The sequence below is a fragment of the [Clostridium] saccharolyticum WM1 genome (assembly GCF_000144625.1).
In the GTDB taxonomy this organism is placed as follows: domain Bacteria; phylum Bacillota; class Clostridia; order Lachnospirales; family Lachnospiraceae; genus Lacrimispora; species Lacrimispora saccharolytica.
The window spans coordinates 3,311,194-3,328,159 of sequence record NC_014376.1 but is presented as its reverse complement, the minus strand read 5'-3'; the positions used below and the strand labels follow the sequence as shown (position 1 = coordinate 3,328,159).

Genomic DNA, 16,966 nt, shown 5'->3' with positions numbered 1-16,966 from the left:
TGGATGCGTTGACAAATGGTTACAAAATATTGTATAATGAAAAAAATCATAAACAAAGTGTTATGGTTTACATTTACCAAAGACGAGGAGCATAAGGCAATGAAGACATCGGGGGAAAAGAAACGAAACCTGAAAGCGTTACTGACGGCGAAAAGAGTGAAGCTGGAGAAAAAAGGAAACAAAAGTCAATTCCTGAAATCACTGAAGATGAAGATGCTGGCATTCATTATCGCAATTATTTTGGGACTGGCTGTGACCAACATGGCAATCAGTATTTCGGTCAGTTACAAAGGAATTACAGATGTTGTAAAAAACGATCTGGAATCAACGGGAAAACTAGTAAACAGCCTGGTCGTGCAGAATCTGAATCAGATGAAGGTGAGCATTGAGGCCAGTTCCCAGGGCGGAAGCTTAAAATCCATAAATTCCAGGGTCGTAACGGAATACCTTTCTAACCAGTGCAAGCTTTATGGATATAAAGACCTTCAGGTAATTAACAAGGATGGTACCATTACCCGCAGTGCAAGCGGAGAGAATATCGGCGACGTATACCCGGCCGCAGATTATTTGACAAGGGCCATGAATGGAGAAACCACCATATCCACCACGGAATTTGATAACAATAATGAGCTGGTGATCCGGGTTGCTGCTCCTTATGAGTATGGAGTTCTTCTTGGAACTTATGACGGTGCTGTTTTAAGCAGTCTGATCAGTGACCTGCGGATCGGAGAGAGCGGAAATGCCTTTATCATTGATAATACAGGAACCATGATTGCCAGTATGACACCGGAGCTGGTTCAGAGCCGCCAAAACTTTATTGAGTTGGGAAAAACGGATAAATCCTACGCTTCCGCCGGCAACATGTTTCAGACCATGCTGAACGGAAAAACGGGAATCGGCAGATATGAATACAATGGAGAAGACCGTTTTTGCTATTACAGTCCGGTAACAGGCAGTGACGGCTGGGCCCTGGGTGTGGTAGCATCTGTGAAGGAAACCACCTCTTCCATCTATTTAGTAGTTTTCGCCATGACCGCTTTTGCTCTTGTATCAGTGGTAATTGGCAGTATTCTTGCATTTTGGTTTGCAGGGTCCATTGCAGGTCCTGTGTCAGCCATTGCAGCTAGAATGAAGCTTTTTACGGAAGGAGACTTGTCAAGTGAGGTTCCGGTCGTTAAGCGTAGAGATGAGATCGGCCAGCTTGCTGATGAGATCGCAAGTTCCGTGCACAGCGTAAAATCCTACATCTCTGAGATTGCATCTGTACTGGGAAATATCGCATCCGGAGATTTCAGCCAATCTGTTGGGATGGAGTTCCAGGGAGATTTTAAGGTGATCCAGGATTCCATTGACAGGACAGAGGATCTGCTTTCAAAGACTATGGAAACCATCAGCATTTCTGCCGATGAAGTGGCTAAGGGCAGTACCCAGGTGTCCCAGGGAGCCCAGAATCTAAGCCAGGGGTCCGTAGAACAGGCAGCTTCAGTAGAAGAATTATCTTCCTCAGTAAACGAGATATCAGGCAGCCTGATAAGCACTGCAAAGGCAGTGGAAGATGTGAATAAGCAGGCGGGACGGGTCGGTCAGGCCATGGAAAGCGGCAATGCCCAAATGCATGAGATGATGCAGTCCATGGATCAGATCAACAAAAAATCCAAGGAAATTGAAAAGGTCAATAAGCTTATTGAAGATATAGCATTCCAGACCAATATTCTTGCATTGAATGCGGCTGTGGAAGCAGCCAGGGCAGGCGAGGCCGGGAAAGGCTTTGCAGTTGTTGCAGATGAGGTCCGCAATCTTGCCGGTAAGAGTGCCAACGCGGCAAAGGATACCTCCAGCCTGGTTGCAGATACCATAGCAGCCGTTAACAAAGGAACTGGTATTGCAGCGTCTACAGGGGAAACCTTGAATGGTGTTCTTTCCGAGACCAAAAGCATGGTTTCCGCCATCCGTAACTCTGCAGAGGAATTGAAGGAGCAAAGCGAAAAGGTGACCCAGGTAACCTATGGAATCGAGCAGATTTCTTCCGTAGTCCAGAACAACTCCGCTACCGCAGAGGAAAGTGCTGCGGCCAGTGAAGAACTTTCCAGCCAGGCGGAGAGCCTGCGGGAATTAATGAGTAAATTCCGGCTTCGTTAAAAGCAGAATAGAGAATAAGAAGGCCGTTTAAGAGGCCTTCTTATTTTTTTGCCATTTTTTCAGCCTTACCTGGAGTCCTTATCTACGTTCTTTGAATGAGGCATGAAAGGATAAAGGTCTTCGTATGATTCCAGCTCAGCCTCAGATTGGGGAGCTGAGGGAATAAGTCCGGTGCAATCCATGGTAGAGCAGGCCTGGATGTCAATGTCATAATTATTCTTGGAGGTGGTTGATTCCGTCTTCTTCTTTTGGTTCTCATTTTTATTTTCTGATTTCATTTCGTATTCTCCTTCCGGCAGTTTTTAGGATTCTATTATTTAGTTTGAGGAAAAACAACGTAATTATTCGCTGCCTTCAGGTTCTCTTTTGTTTTTGCGTTATAAGCTTTCGTGGAAATCGTTTTATAGGATGCGGGACTTTATCATCCGCAAGTTAAGAATAGATACAGGGGGATCTGAATATGAGAATTGCCTTTTTTACCAATGAAAAACAGACACAGGGATTAGAATATGTCTATCCCGGCACCTGGAACAGCCGGTTAAAGGTAGACTATTTTTCGATTAAAGAGGGACATTTTACCACATTAGGGTGTTCCGTATATGATATGATTGTGATTTATCCAAAAGGGAACAGCAGCTTGCATCCGACAAAATATCCTGTTTTCTTTAACGGACAGTCCGCGATCCTGGATATCAGGGATATCCTTTATCTGGAATCTTATTACAGAAAAACCAGTGTGGTAGCAGGCAGCGGCCGGATGCGGATCCGCGCAAGGCTTGATGAAGAGGAGGAAAAGCTGCCCAAAGACCGTTTCGTCAGGATTAACAGGCATAACATTATAAATATGCATTATGTTAGGAGTGTAAGGGGAGAGGCGGTTGAAATGCAAAACGGTGAGGTTTTGTATGTAAACGACGGAAGGAGAAAGAAATTTGAAAATAGGTACAGGGAATTTTTAAAGGAAAATTGTTTGTCCTTGTAGAAATATATAGAATAGCGCAACAATTCCATTAAAATAAGCAAAGCGGGTTGTTTTGACCGGAAGTTCATGGTATTGTTATCCCAATCCAAAGAGTTAAAATTCTGTTTCAAAGGTCGGCAAATCACATCTGAAAAATTCTTCATATTCTGTAAATTCAGGGCAGGCAGCGAAAATCAGCCGATTCGCTGCCTGTTTCCTTATTCGTTGAGAATTTTTATGGAAAGGCCGTAGCTTTTTGCCTTTCCTGGTTTTAAGGTCTGTACATGGTTCTTATGAATAAATTCGTCATCTTCCGTAGCATAGATTGCGGAACCATTCCAGGGCTCCACGCAGACAAAAGGCGCTTCTCCCGGATAAGGTGACCAGAAGGCCACGGTTTCAAAGCCTGGAAAGGAAACCTCTACGCCTCGACCGGTATTTCTGTTTATAATAGAAACTGCTCTGGATTTAAGGTCATCAAAATAGACGGCGTCATCCTTAAATAGTTCCCGGTTCAGAGAAAGGATGCGGCTTTCCTTTAGCCTGCTGATCCTGTTGCCAGGATTAAATTCCAGATTCTTACAGTCGTATACCATGCTGGATATGGTTTCTTCTTTTTCAAACACCAGGTCATAATCTTCCAATGAAGCACCATTCTCCATGGGGCAGTTAAAGCCCGGATGAGCCCCCAGACAATAATAGATGGTCCTTTCCTCCGTATTGAAAACCTGGTATTCCATATATAAGCTTCCGTCAATAAGCGTATAGGAGAGGCTTAAGCGGAAGGAGTATGGATAAAACCTTTTTGTTTCTTCCGTATCCCGGATTTCAAAGGCCGCAGAAGTTTTTGCCTGCTGGGTAACGGCAAAATCAGCTTCCCGGCAAAAGCCATGCTTGGGTATTTCCCACGTCCGGCCTTCCAGACGGGTCTGGTTATTCCGGCAGTTTCCAACAATGGGGAAAAGAAGAGGAGAGCATTTGCTCCAAAACTCAGGATCTCTCTGCCATATGTATTCTGTACCGGCAGAATCTTTGAATGATAGAAGCTGGGCACCGATGGAATCGATGACAGCCGTTGCTTTGGTATCGTGTAGTGTTACCAGCATTTTCATTTACCTCGTTTCTTTATTCGGTTGTTTTTGTCCTTTCACAGTCTTCCTGGCAGTCCTCTAAAGGATAAGGCTTGCTTTATGATAAGTATACTAAATAAAATTAAAAAGTTCCATGGGTTTGATAAAAAAACAGCAATTTCCCTCAAAGGGGAATAATTGCCGGATGCTTATAGAATGGAGATTTTTCCATCCTTTCATTAATTTGTAAGAATTGGTAAGAGATTTGTCAGAACATGTCCGAAACCTTTAGGGAAATATAAGGAATTATTCCTGTTTTTAAAGGAACTCTATGATACAATTTATTCAGAACCATAACATATATATAACGATAAGGAGGCAGTGAATCTATGAAAATTGGAACGTTTATAAGAAGAATTGTTTTGTTACTGATGACCGTGTGCCTTGGTGTTAGTATATAACTGTAGACACGAAAAGTCGAACAACCTATAATAAAATCAATAAGATAAAGGAGTTGTTTGGCATGGCTAGAAGTCAAAAATCATATACACCAGAATTTAAGCAACAATTAGTTGACTTATATAACACTGGTAATTATTCATATCCTCAATTAGAACAAGAATATGGCGTTTCTAAATCCACTATTGTAGGGTGGGTTAAAAATCTCTCACCAATTAAAGTTTCTGATTCAGAAACAATCTCTATGAAAGAGTATAAGGCTCTTCAAAAGAAAATACGTAACCTTGAAATTGAAAATGAAATATTAAAAAAAGCTACCGCCATATTCGCCAAAAATCTATAGAGGAATACGTTACTTTTATCAATTCAAATCTACATTTATATACAGTTAAGCAATTATGTAATGCCTTGAAGTTTCCAAGAAGTACATACTATAAGGCTTTAGTTAGTGTGCCCTCAAATAAGCAGCTTGAATATGAAGAATTTAGCAAAAAAGTTATTTATCAATTCAATAAATACAAGCAACGTTATGGAGCAATTAAACTACAAAGAGTTCTATCAGATGCAGGTACTAAATGCAGTATTAAAAGAGTTCAAAGGCATATGGTGAAAAATGGCCTACGCTCAGTAGTGGTCAAAAAATATAACCATCACTCAAGTAAAAATAACATCCCAGAAAAAGAAAATATTCTTAACAGACATTTTGAGGCTGATACAATTAACCAAAAATGGTGTACAGATATAACATACATCCATGTTTTAAAAGAAGGCTGGACTTATTTGGCTTCTGTTATGGATCTGTATACACGTAAGATTATAGGTTATGCGTACGGAAAAGAAATAACTGCGGAGTTAGCTAAAAAAGCTGTAGAAAATGCCTGTTTAAATGTTAAAAATACCAAAGGAATCATACTTCACAGTGACTTAGGGGTTCAGTACACGAGCCAACTATTTGAAAACTATATAAACTCTAAAAAAATGATTCATTCCTTTAGTCATAAAGGTAATCCATATGATAATGCATGTATTGAATCATTTCATGCAACATTAAAAAAAGAAGAAATTTATAGACATACATATCGCGATTTCAATGAAGCTAATAGGGCTATCTTTGAATATATAGAGTCCTGGTATAATAGAATTAGGATTCATAGCAGCATCGATTTTATGACTCCACAACAAAAAGAAGATGAGGCGTTAGGTGTTGCATAAAAGATTCGACTTTTTGTGTCTAAAGTATTGACATAGGTCCACCTTTTGGCCGGATTCACTGTGGCATATAAGGGATATGAAATGTACCGGAATGCCCTTTCGGAAGCCGGACTCCAGGAACGTGTGGAAGCTGTTCGGGATAAGGAAGGCTATACGGAATACAAAAACCTGCCCCAGATTTATGTGAATGCAGTCGTTTCAGTTGAGGATCACCGATTTTACCGTCATCATGGAATCGATCTGATCGCCATAGCCAGGGCCGTTACTAACGATATCAGGGCGGGTAAGCTTGTGGAGGGGGGAAGTACCATAACCCAGCAGCTTGCCAAGAACCTGTATTTTGACCAGGATAAGGACATCGCCAGAAAGGCGGCCGAGGTATTCATGGCCTTTGATTTAGAGAAGAACTATACCAAGGAGGAAATTTTTGAGCTGTATGTAAACTGCATTTATTTTGGAGATGGATATTACAGCGTCGGCGATGCCAGTGCGGGGTACTTTAAAAAGACTCCGGATGAAATGTCAGAATATGAAAGTACACTTTTAGCCGGAGTTCCTAACGCCCCTTCCAAATACGCACCGTCCAAAAACCAGGCCCTTGCGGAGAAACGGCAGATGAAGGTTCTTCGGAGAATGGAGGAATGCGGATATTTTTCTGCAGAAGAAGCGGAGACTGTTGCGGAGCAAATGGTAGCCTTTCAATGATTTTCCTGCAGGCAGCGGGCCAGGGTCAGGGTTGCCTGACTTGGCAGCCGCCCATGGGAGATCCCCTGCAACCAGCAGTGAGGTATTTGATTTTTGCTTGAAGAATGGAAGCGCAGAGGGTATAATGAAGTTGTTACATATATTTTGTTTTTATACAAATGAATGGAGGAACCTATGGCTGTCAGACAGTTTACAGGCAGACGTTTGAACCAATATGCAGAGAATTACGTGGTATTTGATCTTGAGACAACAGGCATCAGCCCGGCAGAGGATTCCATCCTTGAGATTTCCGCGATCAAGGTAAAGGGACATGAACCGGTGGCTGAGTTAAATACCCTGGTTAATCCGGGCACTCATATTCCGGCAGGAGCGACCAGGATCAACGGGATCACAGATGACATGGTTAAAGCAGCGCCTGGATTAAAAGAAGTGCTGCCTGATTTTCTTTCCTTTATTGAAGGAGAAATTCTGGTGGGCCATAATATCCAGTCCTTTGATCTGCTTTTCCTTTACCGGGCAGCGCAGGAGCTTTTTGGGAAAGAGGTGCCCAATGATTATGTGGATACCCTTTTCATGGCAAAGACCACCTTGCCCCAGCTTGGCCGCCACCGCCTGACGGATATTTCGGCTTATTTTCACATTAATACAGAGGGGGCTCACCGGGCTCTTTCTGATTGTGTTATGAACCAGAAATGCTATGAACAGATGGGAAAGCTGGTTCATAAGGAAGAAGCTGAGATTTGTCCTCAATGCGGCAGTGTGCTTAAACGGCGCAGCGGAAAATTCGGAGAATTTTATGGCTGCTCCAATTTCCCCCAGTGCCGTTTTACCAGGAATGTTTAAGGGAAAAGCAGTAGAATACCTGACTTTATCCGGTATTGGAAGCATAGACTGATTCTATAGTGAAAGAAAGGGGAAACGGTGTGGAGGATAAAAAATTGTATAATAGGATCATGCTGATCGCATTCTGCCTGATCATGATTTTGCTTTGCGCCGGCGCATATAGCTGGTTCCATGGCGGGGATGCCTTGCCGGATATGGAAGTGCCCCGGGAAAAGGTACAGGTTCTTCACTGGGTGAATTGGGAGCCGGCAGAACTTCCGGACGCAGTTATTTGAGAGGAAGAACCAGAAAATGAATTTTTTAATTGAAAGGGCAGTCCACGAGGATTATCAGATCATGGCTGATGTAATCCAATCCGTGTGGCGGCAAATTGAGAGGAAGGACTGGTTTGTTGCTGATGATTCGGAATATACCTGCCATACCCTGCAGGAGGGAAATGGTATCGGCTATAAGGCATTTGAAATGGAGACCAACGCCCTGGCAGGGGTATTGATTGCATCCCTTCCGGGAAAAGGGGAAGAAAATCTTGGCTGGGACATAGGAATGGCCGAAGAAGAGCTGGGAAGGGTGGCCCATATGGAGTCTGTGGCCATTCTTCCAAAATACCGGGGAAATGGTCTTCAGCACACGCTGATGAAGATTGCGGAGGAAGAGCTTAGGAACCATGGGTACCGGTATCTCATGTGTACGGTTCATCCGGAAAACAAATTCAGCAAGAACAACATGATAAAGCAGGGCTACCAGGTTGTCCTGACCAAAGAGAAGTACGGCGGATATTTAAGGGATATTTTATATAAGGAACTGTTATAAAATACCTTAACCTGCAAACGTTTGCTAAAAAAACGTTGACGTTTGATGGAATATTCCGTATACTTTTTTTAACGGCTGACAGAAGTCACCACTGGCAGGAAGCATAAAATATCAGAATAAATAAAGACAGATACCAGGAAGGTATAGGTATTCCCAAGGAATACGTATGACTGTTTCTGGTATCTGTTTTTATTTTAAAAAATGTGCCAGGGGCGGATAATACCGGGTCTGGCAGGACCAATTATGGAGGAGGATATCGTATGATGAAGCGGAAATGGGGGATTGCAGCGGCTGTTTTGATGACTGCCGTTGTTTTGAATGGCTGTGGAAAAGCGGACAGTACCCAAGCCTCAGGGAAGACCGGGACAGCTACTGAAGCAGCCGGAACAGACAGTGACGGCGAAAAGGACAGGGTCGTGGTGGTAATGGGAGTCAGCTCAGAGCCTGAGGCAGGATTTGATCCGGCTTATGGCTGGGGGGCCGGAGAACATGTCCATGAACCTTTGATCCAAAGTACTCTTACGATTACGGATAAGGATTTAAACATTGGCTATGATCTGGCAACGGATATGCAGGCAAGCAGCGATGGCCTGACCTGGACCGTAAAGATCCGGGATGATGTATTTTTTACGGATGGGGAAAAGCTGACCGGACAGGATGTGGCATTTACTTATAATACCTTGAGAGATACCAGCTCGGTGAATGATTTCACCATGCTGGACCGGGCAGAGGCACCGGATGATACGACGGTACTATTTCATATGAAGCATCCCTATTCCATATGGCCCTATACCATGGCCATTGTGGGAATCGTACCGGAACACGCCTATGGACCGGATTACGGGGAGCATCCCATTGGCTCCGGCAGGTACCTGTTAAAGCAGTGGGACAGGGGGCAGCAGGTGATCCTGGAAGCCAACCCGGATTATTATGGGGAAGCTCCCAGGATGAAACGAGTTACGGTTCTTTTCATGGAAGAGGATGGGGCACTGGCTGCAGTCCGGTCCGGACAGGCGGATGTAGCTTACACGGCCGCATCCTATTCGGATCTGACTATTCCCGGCTATGGGCTTTTGGATTGTAAGACCGTAGATAACCGGGGCTTTAACCTTCCGGTGATACCCTCTGGAAGCATATCGGAATCAGGGGTACCTCTTGGGAATGATTTTACCAGCGATGTAAGGGTCAGAAGGGCCATTAATATGGGAATCGACCGGGAAGAAATGATCGATCATGTACTGAACGGATACGGCAGTCCTGCTTACAGTGTCTGTGATAAAATGCCATGGTATGAGCCTTCTGCAAAGACAGAGTACGACTTGGAAGGAGCAGAGGCCCTGCTTGAAGAAGCAGGCTGGAAAAAAGGCGGAGATGGAATCAGGGAAAAGGATGGAAAAAGGGCGGAGCTTCATTTCCTTTATCCGGCAGGAGATTCTGTAAGGCAGGCTCTTGCGGCGGATACCATCAATCAGCTGAAAAAAATCGGAATTGACGGACAGATGGAAGGAGCCGGCTGGGATACGGCCTATGACAGAGCCCAGACACAGCCGTTGATCTGGGGGTGGGGAGCCCATACTCCCATGGAGCTTTATAATATTTACCATACCATGAAGGAGACGGGACTTGCAGCTTATTCCCCTTATGCCAATGAAAAGGTGGATCAGTACATGGATGAGGCCCTGGCGCAAAGCAACCTGGAAAAATCCTATGAGCTTTGGAAAAAGGCCCAGTGGGATGGAGAAAACGGCATTATCCAGAGCGGGGATATTCCCTGGATCTGGCTTGTAAATATCGATCATTTATACTGGGTAAGGGATGGATTGAAGGTTGCGGACCAGAAGCTTCATCCTCATGGGCATGGCTGGTCGATTGTAAATAATGTGGATCAGTGGAGATGGGGATCATGAAAGATGGCCGGTCAGGAAGGAAGATCCTTTGTTTTTTGGTAAAACAGTTGGCGCGGATGGCTGTCCTTCTTTTTCTGGTAAGCGCAGCGGCCTTTTTTCTTGTATCAGTTTCTCCCATTGATCCTCTAAAGGTCAATGTTGGCCAGGCCGCTCTTGGCTCCATGAGCCAGGAGCAGATTGCAAAGCTTTCCCAGTACTGGGGGACCGGTCTGCCTCCCGCAGAACGGTTTCTTTCCTGGGCCGGTGATTTTATCAGAGGTGATCTGGGTACATCACTTTTATATCGCCGGCCGGTTTCCCAGGTGATCGGTGTAAAGCTTAGAAACTCCCTGTGGCTGTTGGCAATTTCCTGGGCGGTTTCCGGGATAGTTGGCTTTGCCCTGGGAACCCTGGCCGGCGCAAACAGGGGAAAAGCAGTGGATAAGGTGATTTCCGCTTATGCTCTCATTACTGCCAGTACCCCGGCCTTTTGGCTGGCACTGGTGTTCCTCATTGTGTTCGCCGTCCGGCTTCAGGTGCTTCCTATCGGGTTAAGTGTTCCCATAGGCATGGAAGCGGCAGAGGTTACCTTAAAGGATCGGGTGGTCCATGGGATTTTGCCCTGCCTGACCCTTACCATTTCTGGAATGTCCGGCATCCTTCTTCATACCAGGGAGAAAATGATTCAGGTCATGGAAAGTGATTATGTACTTTTTGCAAAGGCAAGAGGAGAGTCCAAAAGCAGAATCGTTTTTCACCACGGTATCAGAAACGTTCTTTTGCCCGCACTGACCCTTCAGCTTGCTTCGGTCAGTGAAATCTTCGGTGGATCGGTTCTGGTGGAACAGGTGTTTTCATATCCAGGTCTTGGCCAGGCGGCTGTAACAGCCGGTCTTGGCGGTGATGTGCCTTTGCTTCTTGGGATCACGGTAATCAGTGCTTCCATTGTATTTACAGGTAATTTTATTGCTAACGTATTGTACGGTGTGGTGGATCCAAGAATGAGGAGAGGGAGGGTAGGCACATGAAGCAATGGAACGGACGAAAGACCATGGTCTGCCTCCTGGTTATTTTTATTTGCCTTTTGACAGCTGTGACCGCTGCCGGGCAGTTTTACAGAGCAGAGGCCCTGGTCACTGATTTTTCCAGGAAAAATATGCCTCCCTGCTTGACTCATCCCTTTGGCACGGACTGGATGGGCAGGGATATGTTCGCCCGGACTATGACAGGCCTTTCCATGAGCATCCGGATCGGCCTTCTTACAGCCGCGGTCAGTACGGTGACCGCTTTTTTTCTGGGTCTTCTTGCTGCTTCTATGGGAAAGGTGGTGGATGGGGTTGTGATCGGACTCATCGACCTTGTCATGGGAATCCCCCACATCCTATTGCTGGTTTTGATCTCCTTTGCCCTGGGTAAAGGCTTTAAAGGGGTTGTGGTGGGAATATCTCTGACCCACTGGACTTCCCTTGCAAGATTAATCCGTGGTGAGGTTCTCCAGCTTAAGGAAAGCCAGTACGTAAAAATTGCCCGTAAGCTGGGCCATGGTGGATTTGAAACGGCACTTAAGCATATGACCCCTCATTTGCTTCCTCAGCTTTTTGTTGGGCTTGTGCTGCTGTTTCCCCATGCCATCCTTCATGAGGCCAGCATCACGTTTCTGGGCTTCGGGCTTTCTCCGGAGCAGCCGGCCATTGGTGTGATCCTGTCAGAGAGCATGAAATATCTGACCATGGGAAAATGGTGGCTGGCCCTTTTTCCGGGATTGTTTCTGGTTGCTGTTGTACTGCTGTTTCATTTAACAGGAGAAATGATGAGCAGGCTTATGGACCCTGGCTTCGTGCATCAGTAGGAGGGAATGGATTGGAAGAGAAGAAAACGGTTTTGTCGGTAAAGCACATGTCAGTATCATTTACCCAATATGAGCGGTGGATCCAAAGAACCACCCTTTTAGCCGTTAAGGATGTGAGCCTGACAGTGAAGGAAGGAGAACTGGTGGCAGTCGTGGGCTCCAGCGGATCAGGAAAAAGCCTGCTGGCCCATGGGGTGCTGGGAATACTTCCTTATAATGCATCCTGGACCGGAGAAATATCCTACTATGGAGAAAAGCTGACGGAAAAACGGATGGAGGAACTGCGGGGCAGGGAGATCGTTCTGGTTCCCCAAAGCGTTTCCTATCTGGATCCGTTAATGAAAGCCGGACCTCAGATCAGAAAAGGGAAGTGTGATCCAAAAAGCAGAGAAGAAAGCGTTAAAACCCTCCTGCGGTACGGGCTTGATGAAAGTGTGGAAAAGCGTTATCCATTTGAATTGTCGGGAGGAATGACCAGGAGAATCCTGATTTCCACAGCGGTCATGGAAAAGCCAAGGCTGGTCATCGCGGATGAACCCACACCGGGTCTGCATCTGGAGGCTGCGAAGCGGGTGCTGTCCCATTTCCGAGAAATGGCGGATGAAGGGGCGGGGGTGCTTCTTATCACCCATGATTTGGAACTGGCTCTTGAAATTGCGGACCGGATAGTGGTCTTCTATGCCGGTACCAGCGTTGAGGAAGCTTCTGCCTCTGATTTTAAAGAGGAAACCTGTCTTCGTCATCCATATTCAAAAGCTCTTTACAAGGCAATGCCTGACCATGGATTTTGGGCAGCACCGGGTACCCAGCCTTATTTAAAGGACCGTCCTTCGGGTTGTCCCTATGCTCCCAGATGTGAGATACGGGAGGATGGTTGTTTAAAGGAAGTAGAATACGTTGGCCTGCGGGGAGGAATGGTCCGGTGCCGAAAGGCAAAGGAGGAATAAAGTGAGGCTGGAAGCGAAAAACATATCATTTCGATATGATAATGGGAATACTCAAATATTAAACAATTTAACCATGCATATGGACAGCGGAGACCGTTTGGGTCTAATTGCGCCCAGTGGTTTTGGCAAAACCACCTGCTGCAAGATCCTTGCCGGATATGAAACACCGGACAAAGGAGAGGTGCTTTTAGACGGGAGGCCCCTTTCTTCCTATAAAGGCTATTGCCCTGTCCAGATGATCTGGCAGCATCCGGAAAGCTCTGTAAACCCCAGGCTAAGGCTGAAAGAGGTTTTAAAGGAGGGGGACAGGGTGGAAAAACGGATCATCCAGGGGCTGGGCATTGAACCGGAATGGCTCAACCGGTACCCATCAGAGGTTTCCGGAGGGGAACTCCAGCGTTTCTGCATTGCCAGGGCACTGGGCCAGGGGACCAGGTTTCTCCTTGCGGATGAGATCAGCACCATGCTGGATTTGATCACCCAAAGCCAGATCTGGAATTTTCTCATGGGAGAAATAGAGAATCGCCGCATGGGACTATTGGTGGTCAGCCATTCCAGGGGGCTATTAGAACGGGTTTGCACGAGAACACTGGATTTAAACGAGACACCATAAGAGGAAGGAATCGGGATCATGGATATTAGAGATATGCTGAATCTGGTAAAATCAGGAGAAATGGACGTCAGAGATGCAGAACGGCTGTTAAAGGATCTTCCCTATGAAGATCTGGGCTATGCAAAGCTGGATCACCACAGGGCGCTTCGTTCCGGCTTTGGAGAAACGGTTTTTTGTCAGGGAAAGCCGGATCCGTATCTGGTGGAGATTTACAGGAAATTCTATGAAAGAGATGGGGAGGTGCTGGGAACCAGGGCATCAAAGGAGCAGTATGAGCTGGTTAAGGCGGTAGTGCCTCAAGTCTGTTATGATCCCATATCCAGGATCCTGAAAGCAGAGCGGCCGGATAAGGAAAGAAAGGGCTGCGTGGCAGTCTGTACCGGTGGTACGGCAGACATACCCGTGGCAGAAGAGGCTGCACAGACTGCGGAATATTTCGGCTGTCAGGCGGACCGGATATATGATGTGGGAGTTGCCGGAATCCATCGCCTTCTTTCCCAGAGAGAAAGGATCAGAAACGCCAACTGCATTATTGCGGTGGCAGGAATGGAAGGGGCCCTTGGAACCGTGATCGCCGGACTGGCGGACTGTCCGGTAATAGCGGTTCCGACCTCCGTAGGCTATGGGGCCAGCTTTCACGGCCTGTCTGCTCTCCTTACCATGCTGAATTCCTGTGCCAATGGAATTTCTGTTGTAAATATTGATAATGGGTACGGGGCCGGGTATCTTGCAACACAAATCAATCGACTGGCGGTGAGATAACATGAAAAAAATACTGTATTTGGAATGCAATTCAGGGATCAGCGGAGATATGACCGTAGGCGCTCTTTTAGACCTGGGAGCGGACAGGGAGATGCTTATAAAGGCGTTGCAAAGCCTGGGAGTGGATGGCTATCATCTTCATTTTGGAAGGACCAGGAAATGCGGGCTGGATGCTTATGATTTTGATGTGGTCCTGAAAAACGAAGGTCATGAGCATGAAAACGATCAGGACTGTAACCGCAAACATATTCAAGATCACAGCCATGACCACAGCCACGACCACGACCACAGCTACGGCCATGACCACGACCACAGCCACGACCACAGTTACGACCATAGCCATGACCATAGCCACGGCCACGACCACAGCCATGACCACGACAAAGATTACAGCCACGACCACGACCACAGCCACGACCACGACCACAGAAATCTTCAGGATATATACACCATCATCGGCCGCCTAGATTCCAATGAACAGGTAAAGACAATGGCAAAGCGGATGTTTGATATAGTGGCGGAGGCTGAGTCAAAGGCTCATGGCATTCCTGTGGAAGAGGTTCATTTTCATGAAGTAGGAGCCATTGATTCCATTGTGGATATCATCGGCGTGGCAGTTTGTGTGGACAGCCTGGGAGTCGATGAAATCCTGGTATCTCCTCTGTCAGAAGGATACGGCAGCGTCCGCTGTCAGCATGGAGTCATCCCGGTCCCTGTTCCAGCAACGGCCAATATCGTTTCGGCCCATGGACTGAAACTTCGTTTTACAGATAATGAAGGGGAAATGGTAACTCCCACCGGAGCCGCCATAGCGGCAGCTCTTGGCACAGGAAAGGATTTGCCCTCCACCTTTCAGATTTTAAAAACCGGAATCGGAGCAGGGAAAAAGGACTTTAAACAGGCAAATGTCCTGCGGGCCATGATTCTCTTGGATGAGGAAAAGGAGGAAGAAGACCGGATGTGGGTTTTGGAAGCCAACATTGATGACTGCGGCGGGGAAGCCTTTGGTCTTGCCATGGAGTCCTTATTGGAGGCGGGAGCCGCCGATGTCTGGTATACGCCTGTTTATATGAAAAAGAACCGCCCTGCCTATATGCTCAGCCTGATCTGCCCGGAAGAGACCATTAGCAGAATGGAAGATATCCTGTTCCTTCAGACCACCACCATCGGTGTGAGGCGGTATCCGGTATCCAGAACTGTTCTGGACCGGATGAAGAGAAAGGTTATGACGGAATTCGGGGAGGCAGAGGTGAAAATCTGCACATACAAGGGCAGGACGTTCTGTTACCCGGAATTTGAAAGTGTAAGAAGCATTTGCAGACAAAATGGGATGGATTACCAGACCATATACAGCATCATACGCAGAGAGGCGGACAAATAATGGAACAGAGCATGATGGAAATAAAGAAGAGGCTGGAGCAGAGGATTTCGGTTTATGCCAAAGAGGATATTTGCCTGGCTTTTTCCGGGGGAGTGGATTCAAGTTTATTGCTTAAGGTGGCGGCAGAGGCTGCAGAAAAGATGGGAAAAACCGTTTATGCAGTGACCTTTGACAGCCGCCTCCATCCCTCCTGTGATCTGGAGATCGCCGCCAGAGTGGCAAAGGAACTGGGGGGAGTTCATAGGGTGGTTTCCGTCAATGAGCTGGAACAGAAGGAAATACGCTTTAACCCTGTAAACCGGTGCTATCTCTGCAAAAAGAAGCTGTTCCGGTCTTTGAAGGATTTTGCCGGGAAAATGAACATCCCTTATATCATGGATGGTACCAATGAAGATGATCTGCATGTTTACCGTCCGGGAATCAAGGCTTTAAGAGAGCTTGGGATCATCAGCCCTCTGGCAGAACTTCATATCACCAAGGCCCAGGTCAAAGCGCTGGCCTCCTGGTACGGAATCTCCGTGGCGTCCAGGCCCTCCGCTCCATGTATGGCGACCCGCCTTCCATATAATACGGAAATTGATTATGATATCTTAAACCGTATTGGAAGAGGAGAGGAATTTGTAAGCTCTCTTGTGAAAGGAAATGTGCGGCTAAGGCTTCATAAAGACATTGTCCGTATTGAGGTAGACCGGGAGGCCATGGGAGAGTTGATGGAGAGGAGCAGTGAGATTGTCTCTTACTTAAAAGAACTGGGATTTTCTTATATTACTATGGATTTGGAAGGGTTCCGGTCCGGAAGCATGGATGTGGGGATAGAACCTCTTGAATAGAACCGATGAACCGATTATGTTTCTTGTGGTGTTACGGATATTGCTGCGTTAGATTTGATTTTAATCTGAAATGAAAAAAGTGCGTTTCCATGTCCGGAAACGCACTTTTTTCATATATTTATTCATCGATTCCATAAAAGAAAAAATGATTCATCGAAAGGTTTTTTGAAACATACGAAAGTTCTGCTTGTTTATGATATCGCCGGAAGATCATTGGGGGGGCAATGCAGTTTATCGTAAGGGATATAGGAAGCTTGGCAGGATTGGACGGTGTTTGAATGCAAATTTATTCATTAAATCATAAAATATGGCTATAGATCAAGAATATTGTAGAATTTTGCATAAATAATGAGAAAGATGTCGAATAAAATTGTACACAATGCACAAATGTGTCCATTGTATTTTGATTTTGTTTGTGATAATATATTATTGGGTTTTTGCCTGAAAACCTGTTTTTCAATACATAGAGGGCAAATTTTTTAGTAAAGGAGAAATATAC

The 16,966-nt window shown here is 46.0% G+C and carries 18 protein-coding genes; 16 read left to right on the top strand and 2 right to left on the bottom strand.

Annotated features, from left to right (window positions below; genetic code table 11):
• Positions 1 to 99 precede the first annotated feature (99 nt).
• Positions 100 to 2,139, top strand: coding sequence for a methyl-accepting chemotaxis protein (locus tag CLOSA_RS15380; RefSeq protein ID WP_013273685.1), 2,040 nt, complete (start codon positions 100 to 102; stop codon positions 2,137 to 2,139).
• Between the two features lie 65 nt (positions 2,140 to 2,204).
• On the opposite strand, the gene CLOSA_RS15375 is transcribed toward CLOSA_RS15380, so the two are convergent.
• Entirely contained in the window at positions 2,205 to 2,417 is a 213-nt protein-coding gene (locus CLOSA_RS15375; RefSeq protein WP_013273684.1) for a hypothetical protein, read from the bottom strand.
• A 182-nt stretch (positions 2,418 to 2,599) separates the two neighbouring features.
• On the opposite strand from CLOSA_RS15375, the gene CLOSA_RS15370 reads away from it, so the two are divergent.
• Positions 2,600 to 3,121 carry a LytR/AlgR family response regulator transcription factor gene (locus CLOSA_RS15370; protein ID WP_013273683.1) on the top strand — a complete coding sequence of 174 codons (522 nt, stop codon included), beginning with the start codon at positions 2,600 to 2,602 and terminating at the stop codon, positions 3,119 to 3,121.
• Positions 3,122 to 3,318: 197 nt separating this feature from the next.
• Here the strand turns inward: CLOSA_RS15370 and CLOSA_RS15365 are convergent, their stop codons facing one another.
• Positions 3,319 to 4,206, bottom strand: coding sequence for an aldose 1-epimerase family protein (locus CLOSA_RS15365; RefSeq protein WP_013273682.1), 888 nt, complete (start codon positions 4,204 to 4,206; stop codon positions 3,319 to 3,321).
• Positions 4,207 to 4,693: 487 nt separating this feature from the next.
• On the opposite strand from CLOSA_RS15365, the gene CLOSA_RS23250 reads away from it, so the two are divergent.
• The 14 genes from CLOSA_RS23250 (at position 4,694) to larE (ending at position 16,467) form a co-directional block, all read left to right on the top strand.
• Positions 4,694 to 4,972, top strand: a complete 279-nt coding sequence (locus CLOSA_RS23250) for a transposase (protein WP_041708503.1) — start codon at positions 4,694 to 4,696, stop codon at positions 4,970 to 4,972.
• A complete protein-coding gene (locus CLOSA_RS22235) occupies positions 4,933 to 5,841 on the top strand; it encodes an IS3 family transposase (RefSeq protein WP_330362227.1) in 909 nt (302 codons plus the stop codon). Before CLOSA_RS23250 ends, CLOSA_RS22235 begins: the two co-directional genes overlap by 40 nt.
• A gap of 81 nt (positions 5,842 to 5,922) precedes the next feature.
• A complete protein-coding gene (locus tag CLOSA_RS15350; RefSeq protein ID WP_081443042.1) occupies positions 5,923 to 6,546 on the top strand; it encodes a biosynthetic peptidoglycan transglycosylase in 624 nt (207 codons plus the stop codon).
• A gap of 174 nt (positions 6,547 to 6,720) precedes the next feature.
• Positions 6,721 to 7,389 carry an exonuclease domain-containing protein gene (locus tag CLOSA_RS15345; RefSeq protein WP_013273680.1) on the top strand — a complete coding sequence of 223 codons (669 nt, stop codon included), beginning with the start codon at positions 6,721 to 6,723 and terminating at the stop codon, positions 7,387 to 7,389.
• Between the two features lie 95 nt (positions 7,390 to 7,484).
• Entirely contained in the window at positions 7,485 to 7,664 is a 180-nt protein-coding gene (locus tag CLOSA_RS15340) for a hypothetical protein (protein ID WP_013273679.1), read from the top strand.
• A gap of 16 nt (positions 7,665 to 7,680) precedes the next feature.
• A complete protein-coding gene (locus tag CLOSA_RS15335) occupies positions 7,681 to 8,199 on the top strand; it encodes a GNAT family N-acetyltransferase (RefSeq protein WP_013273678.1) in 519 nt (172 codons plus the stop codon).
• Between the two features lie 260 nt (positions 8,200 to 8,459).
• Positions 8,460 to 10,106, top strand: coding sequence for an ABC transporter substrate-binding protein (locus tag CLOSA_RS15330; RefSeq protein WP_013273677.1), 1,647 nt, complete (start codon positions 8,460 to 8,462; stop codon positions 10,104 to 10,106).
• On the top strand, positions 10,103 to 11,113 hold the full coding sequence (locus CLOSA_RS15325; protein WP_013273676.1) for an ABC transporter permease: 1,011 nt from the start codon (positions 10,103 to 10,105) through the stop codon (positions 11,111 to 11,113). The genes CLOSA_RS15330 and CLOSA_RS15325 overlap by 4 nt, the downstream gene beginning before the upstream one ends.
• Complete coding sequence (locus CLOSA_RS15320) at positions 11,110 to 11,934, top strand: ABC transporter permease (RefSeq protein ID WP_013273675.1); 825 nt, start codon at positions 11,110 to 11,112, stop codon at positions 11,932 to 11,934. Before CLOSA_RS15325 ends, CLOSA_RS15320 begins: the two co-directional genes overlap by 4 nt.
• 11 nt (positions 11,935 to 11,945) lie before the next feature.
• Entirely contained in the window at positions 11,946 to 12,881 is a 936-nt protein-coding gene (locus CLOSA_RS15315) for an ABC transporter ATP-binding protein (RefSeq protein ID WP_013273674.1), read from the top strand.
• Between the two features lies 1 nt (position 12,882).
• The gene (locus tag CLOSA_RS15310) at positions 12,883 to 13,494 is read left to right on the top strand and encodes an ABC transporter ATP-binding protein (RefSeq protein ID WP_013273673.1); all 612 of its coding nucleotides are present in this window, start codon (positions 12,883 to 12,885) and stop codon (positions 13,492 to 13,494) included.
• A gap of 18 nt (positions 13,495 to 13,512) precedes the next feature.
• Positions 13,513 to 14,256, top strand: a complete 744-nt coding sequence (gene larB / locus CLOSA_RS15305; RefSeq protein WP_013273672.1) for a nickel pincer cofactor biosynthesis protein LarB — start codon at positions 13,513 to 13,515, stop codon at positions 14,254 to 14,256.
• 1 nt (position 14,257) lies between these two features.
• A complete protein-coding gene (larC, locus tag CLOSA_RS15300) occupies positions 14,258 to 15,637 on the top strand; it encodes a nickel pincer cofactor biosynthesis protein LarC (RefSeq protein ID WP_013273671.1) in 1,380 nt (459 codons plus the stop codon).
• Positions 15,637 to 16,467 (top strand): ATP-dependent sacrificial sulfur transferase LarE, encoded by an 831-nt coding sequence (gene larE / locus CLOSA_RS15295; protein WP_013273670.1) that lies wholly within the window; start codon positions 15,637 to 15,639, stop codon positions 16,465 to 16,467. Before larC ends, larE begins: the two co-directional genes overlap by 1 nt.
• The last annotated feature ends 499 nt before the right edge of the window (positions 16,468 to 16,966 follow it).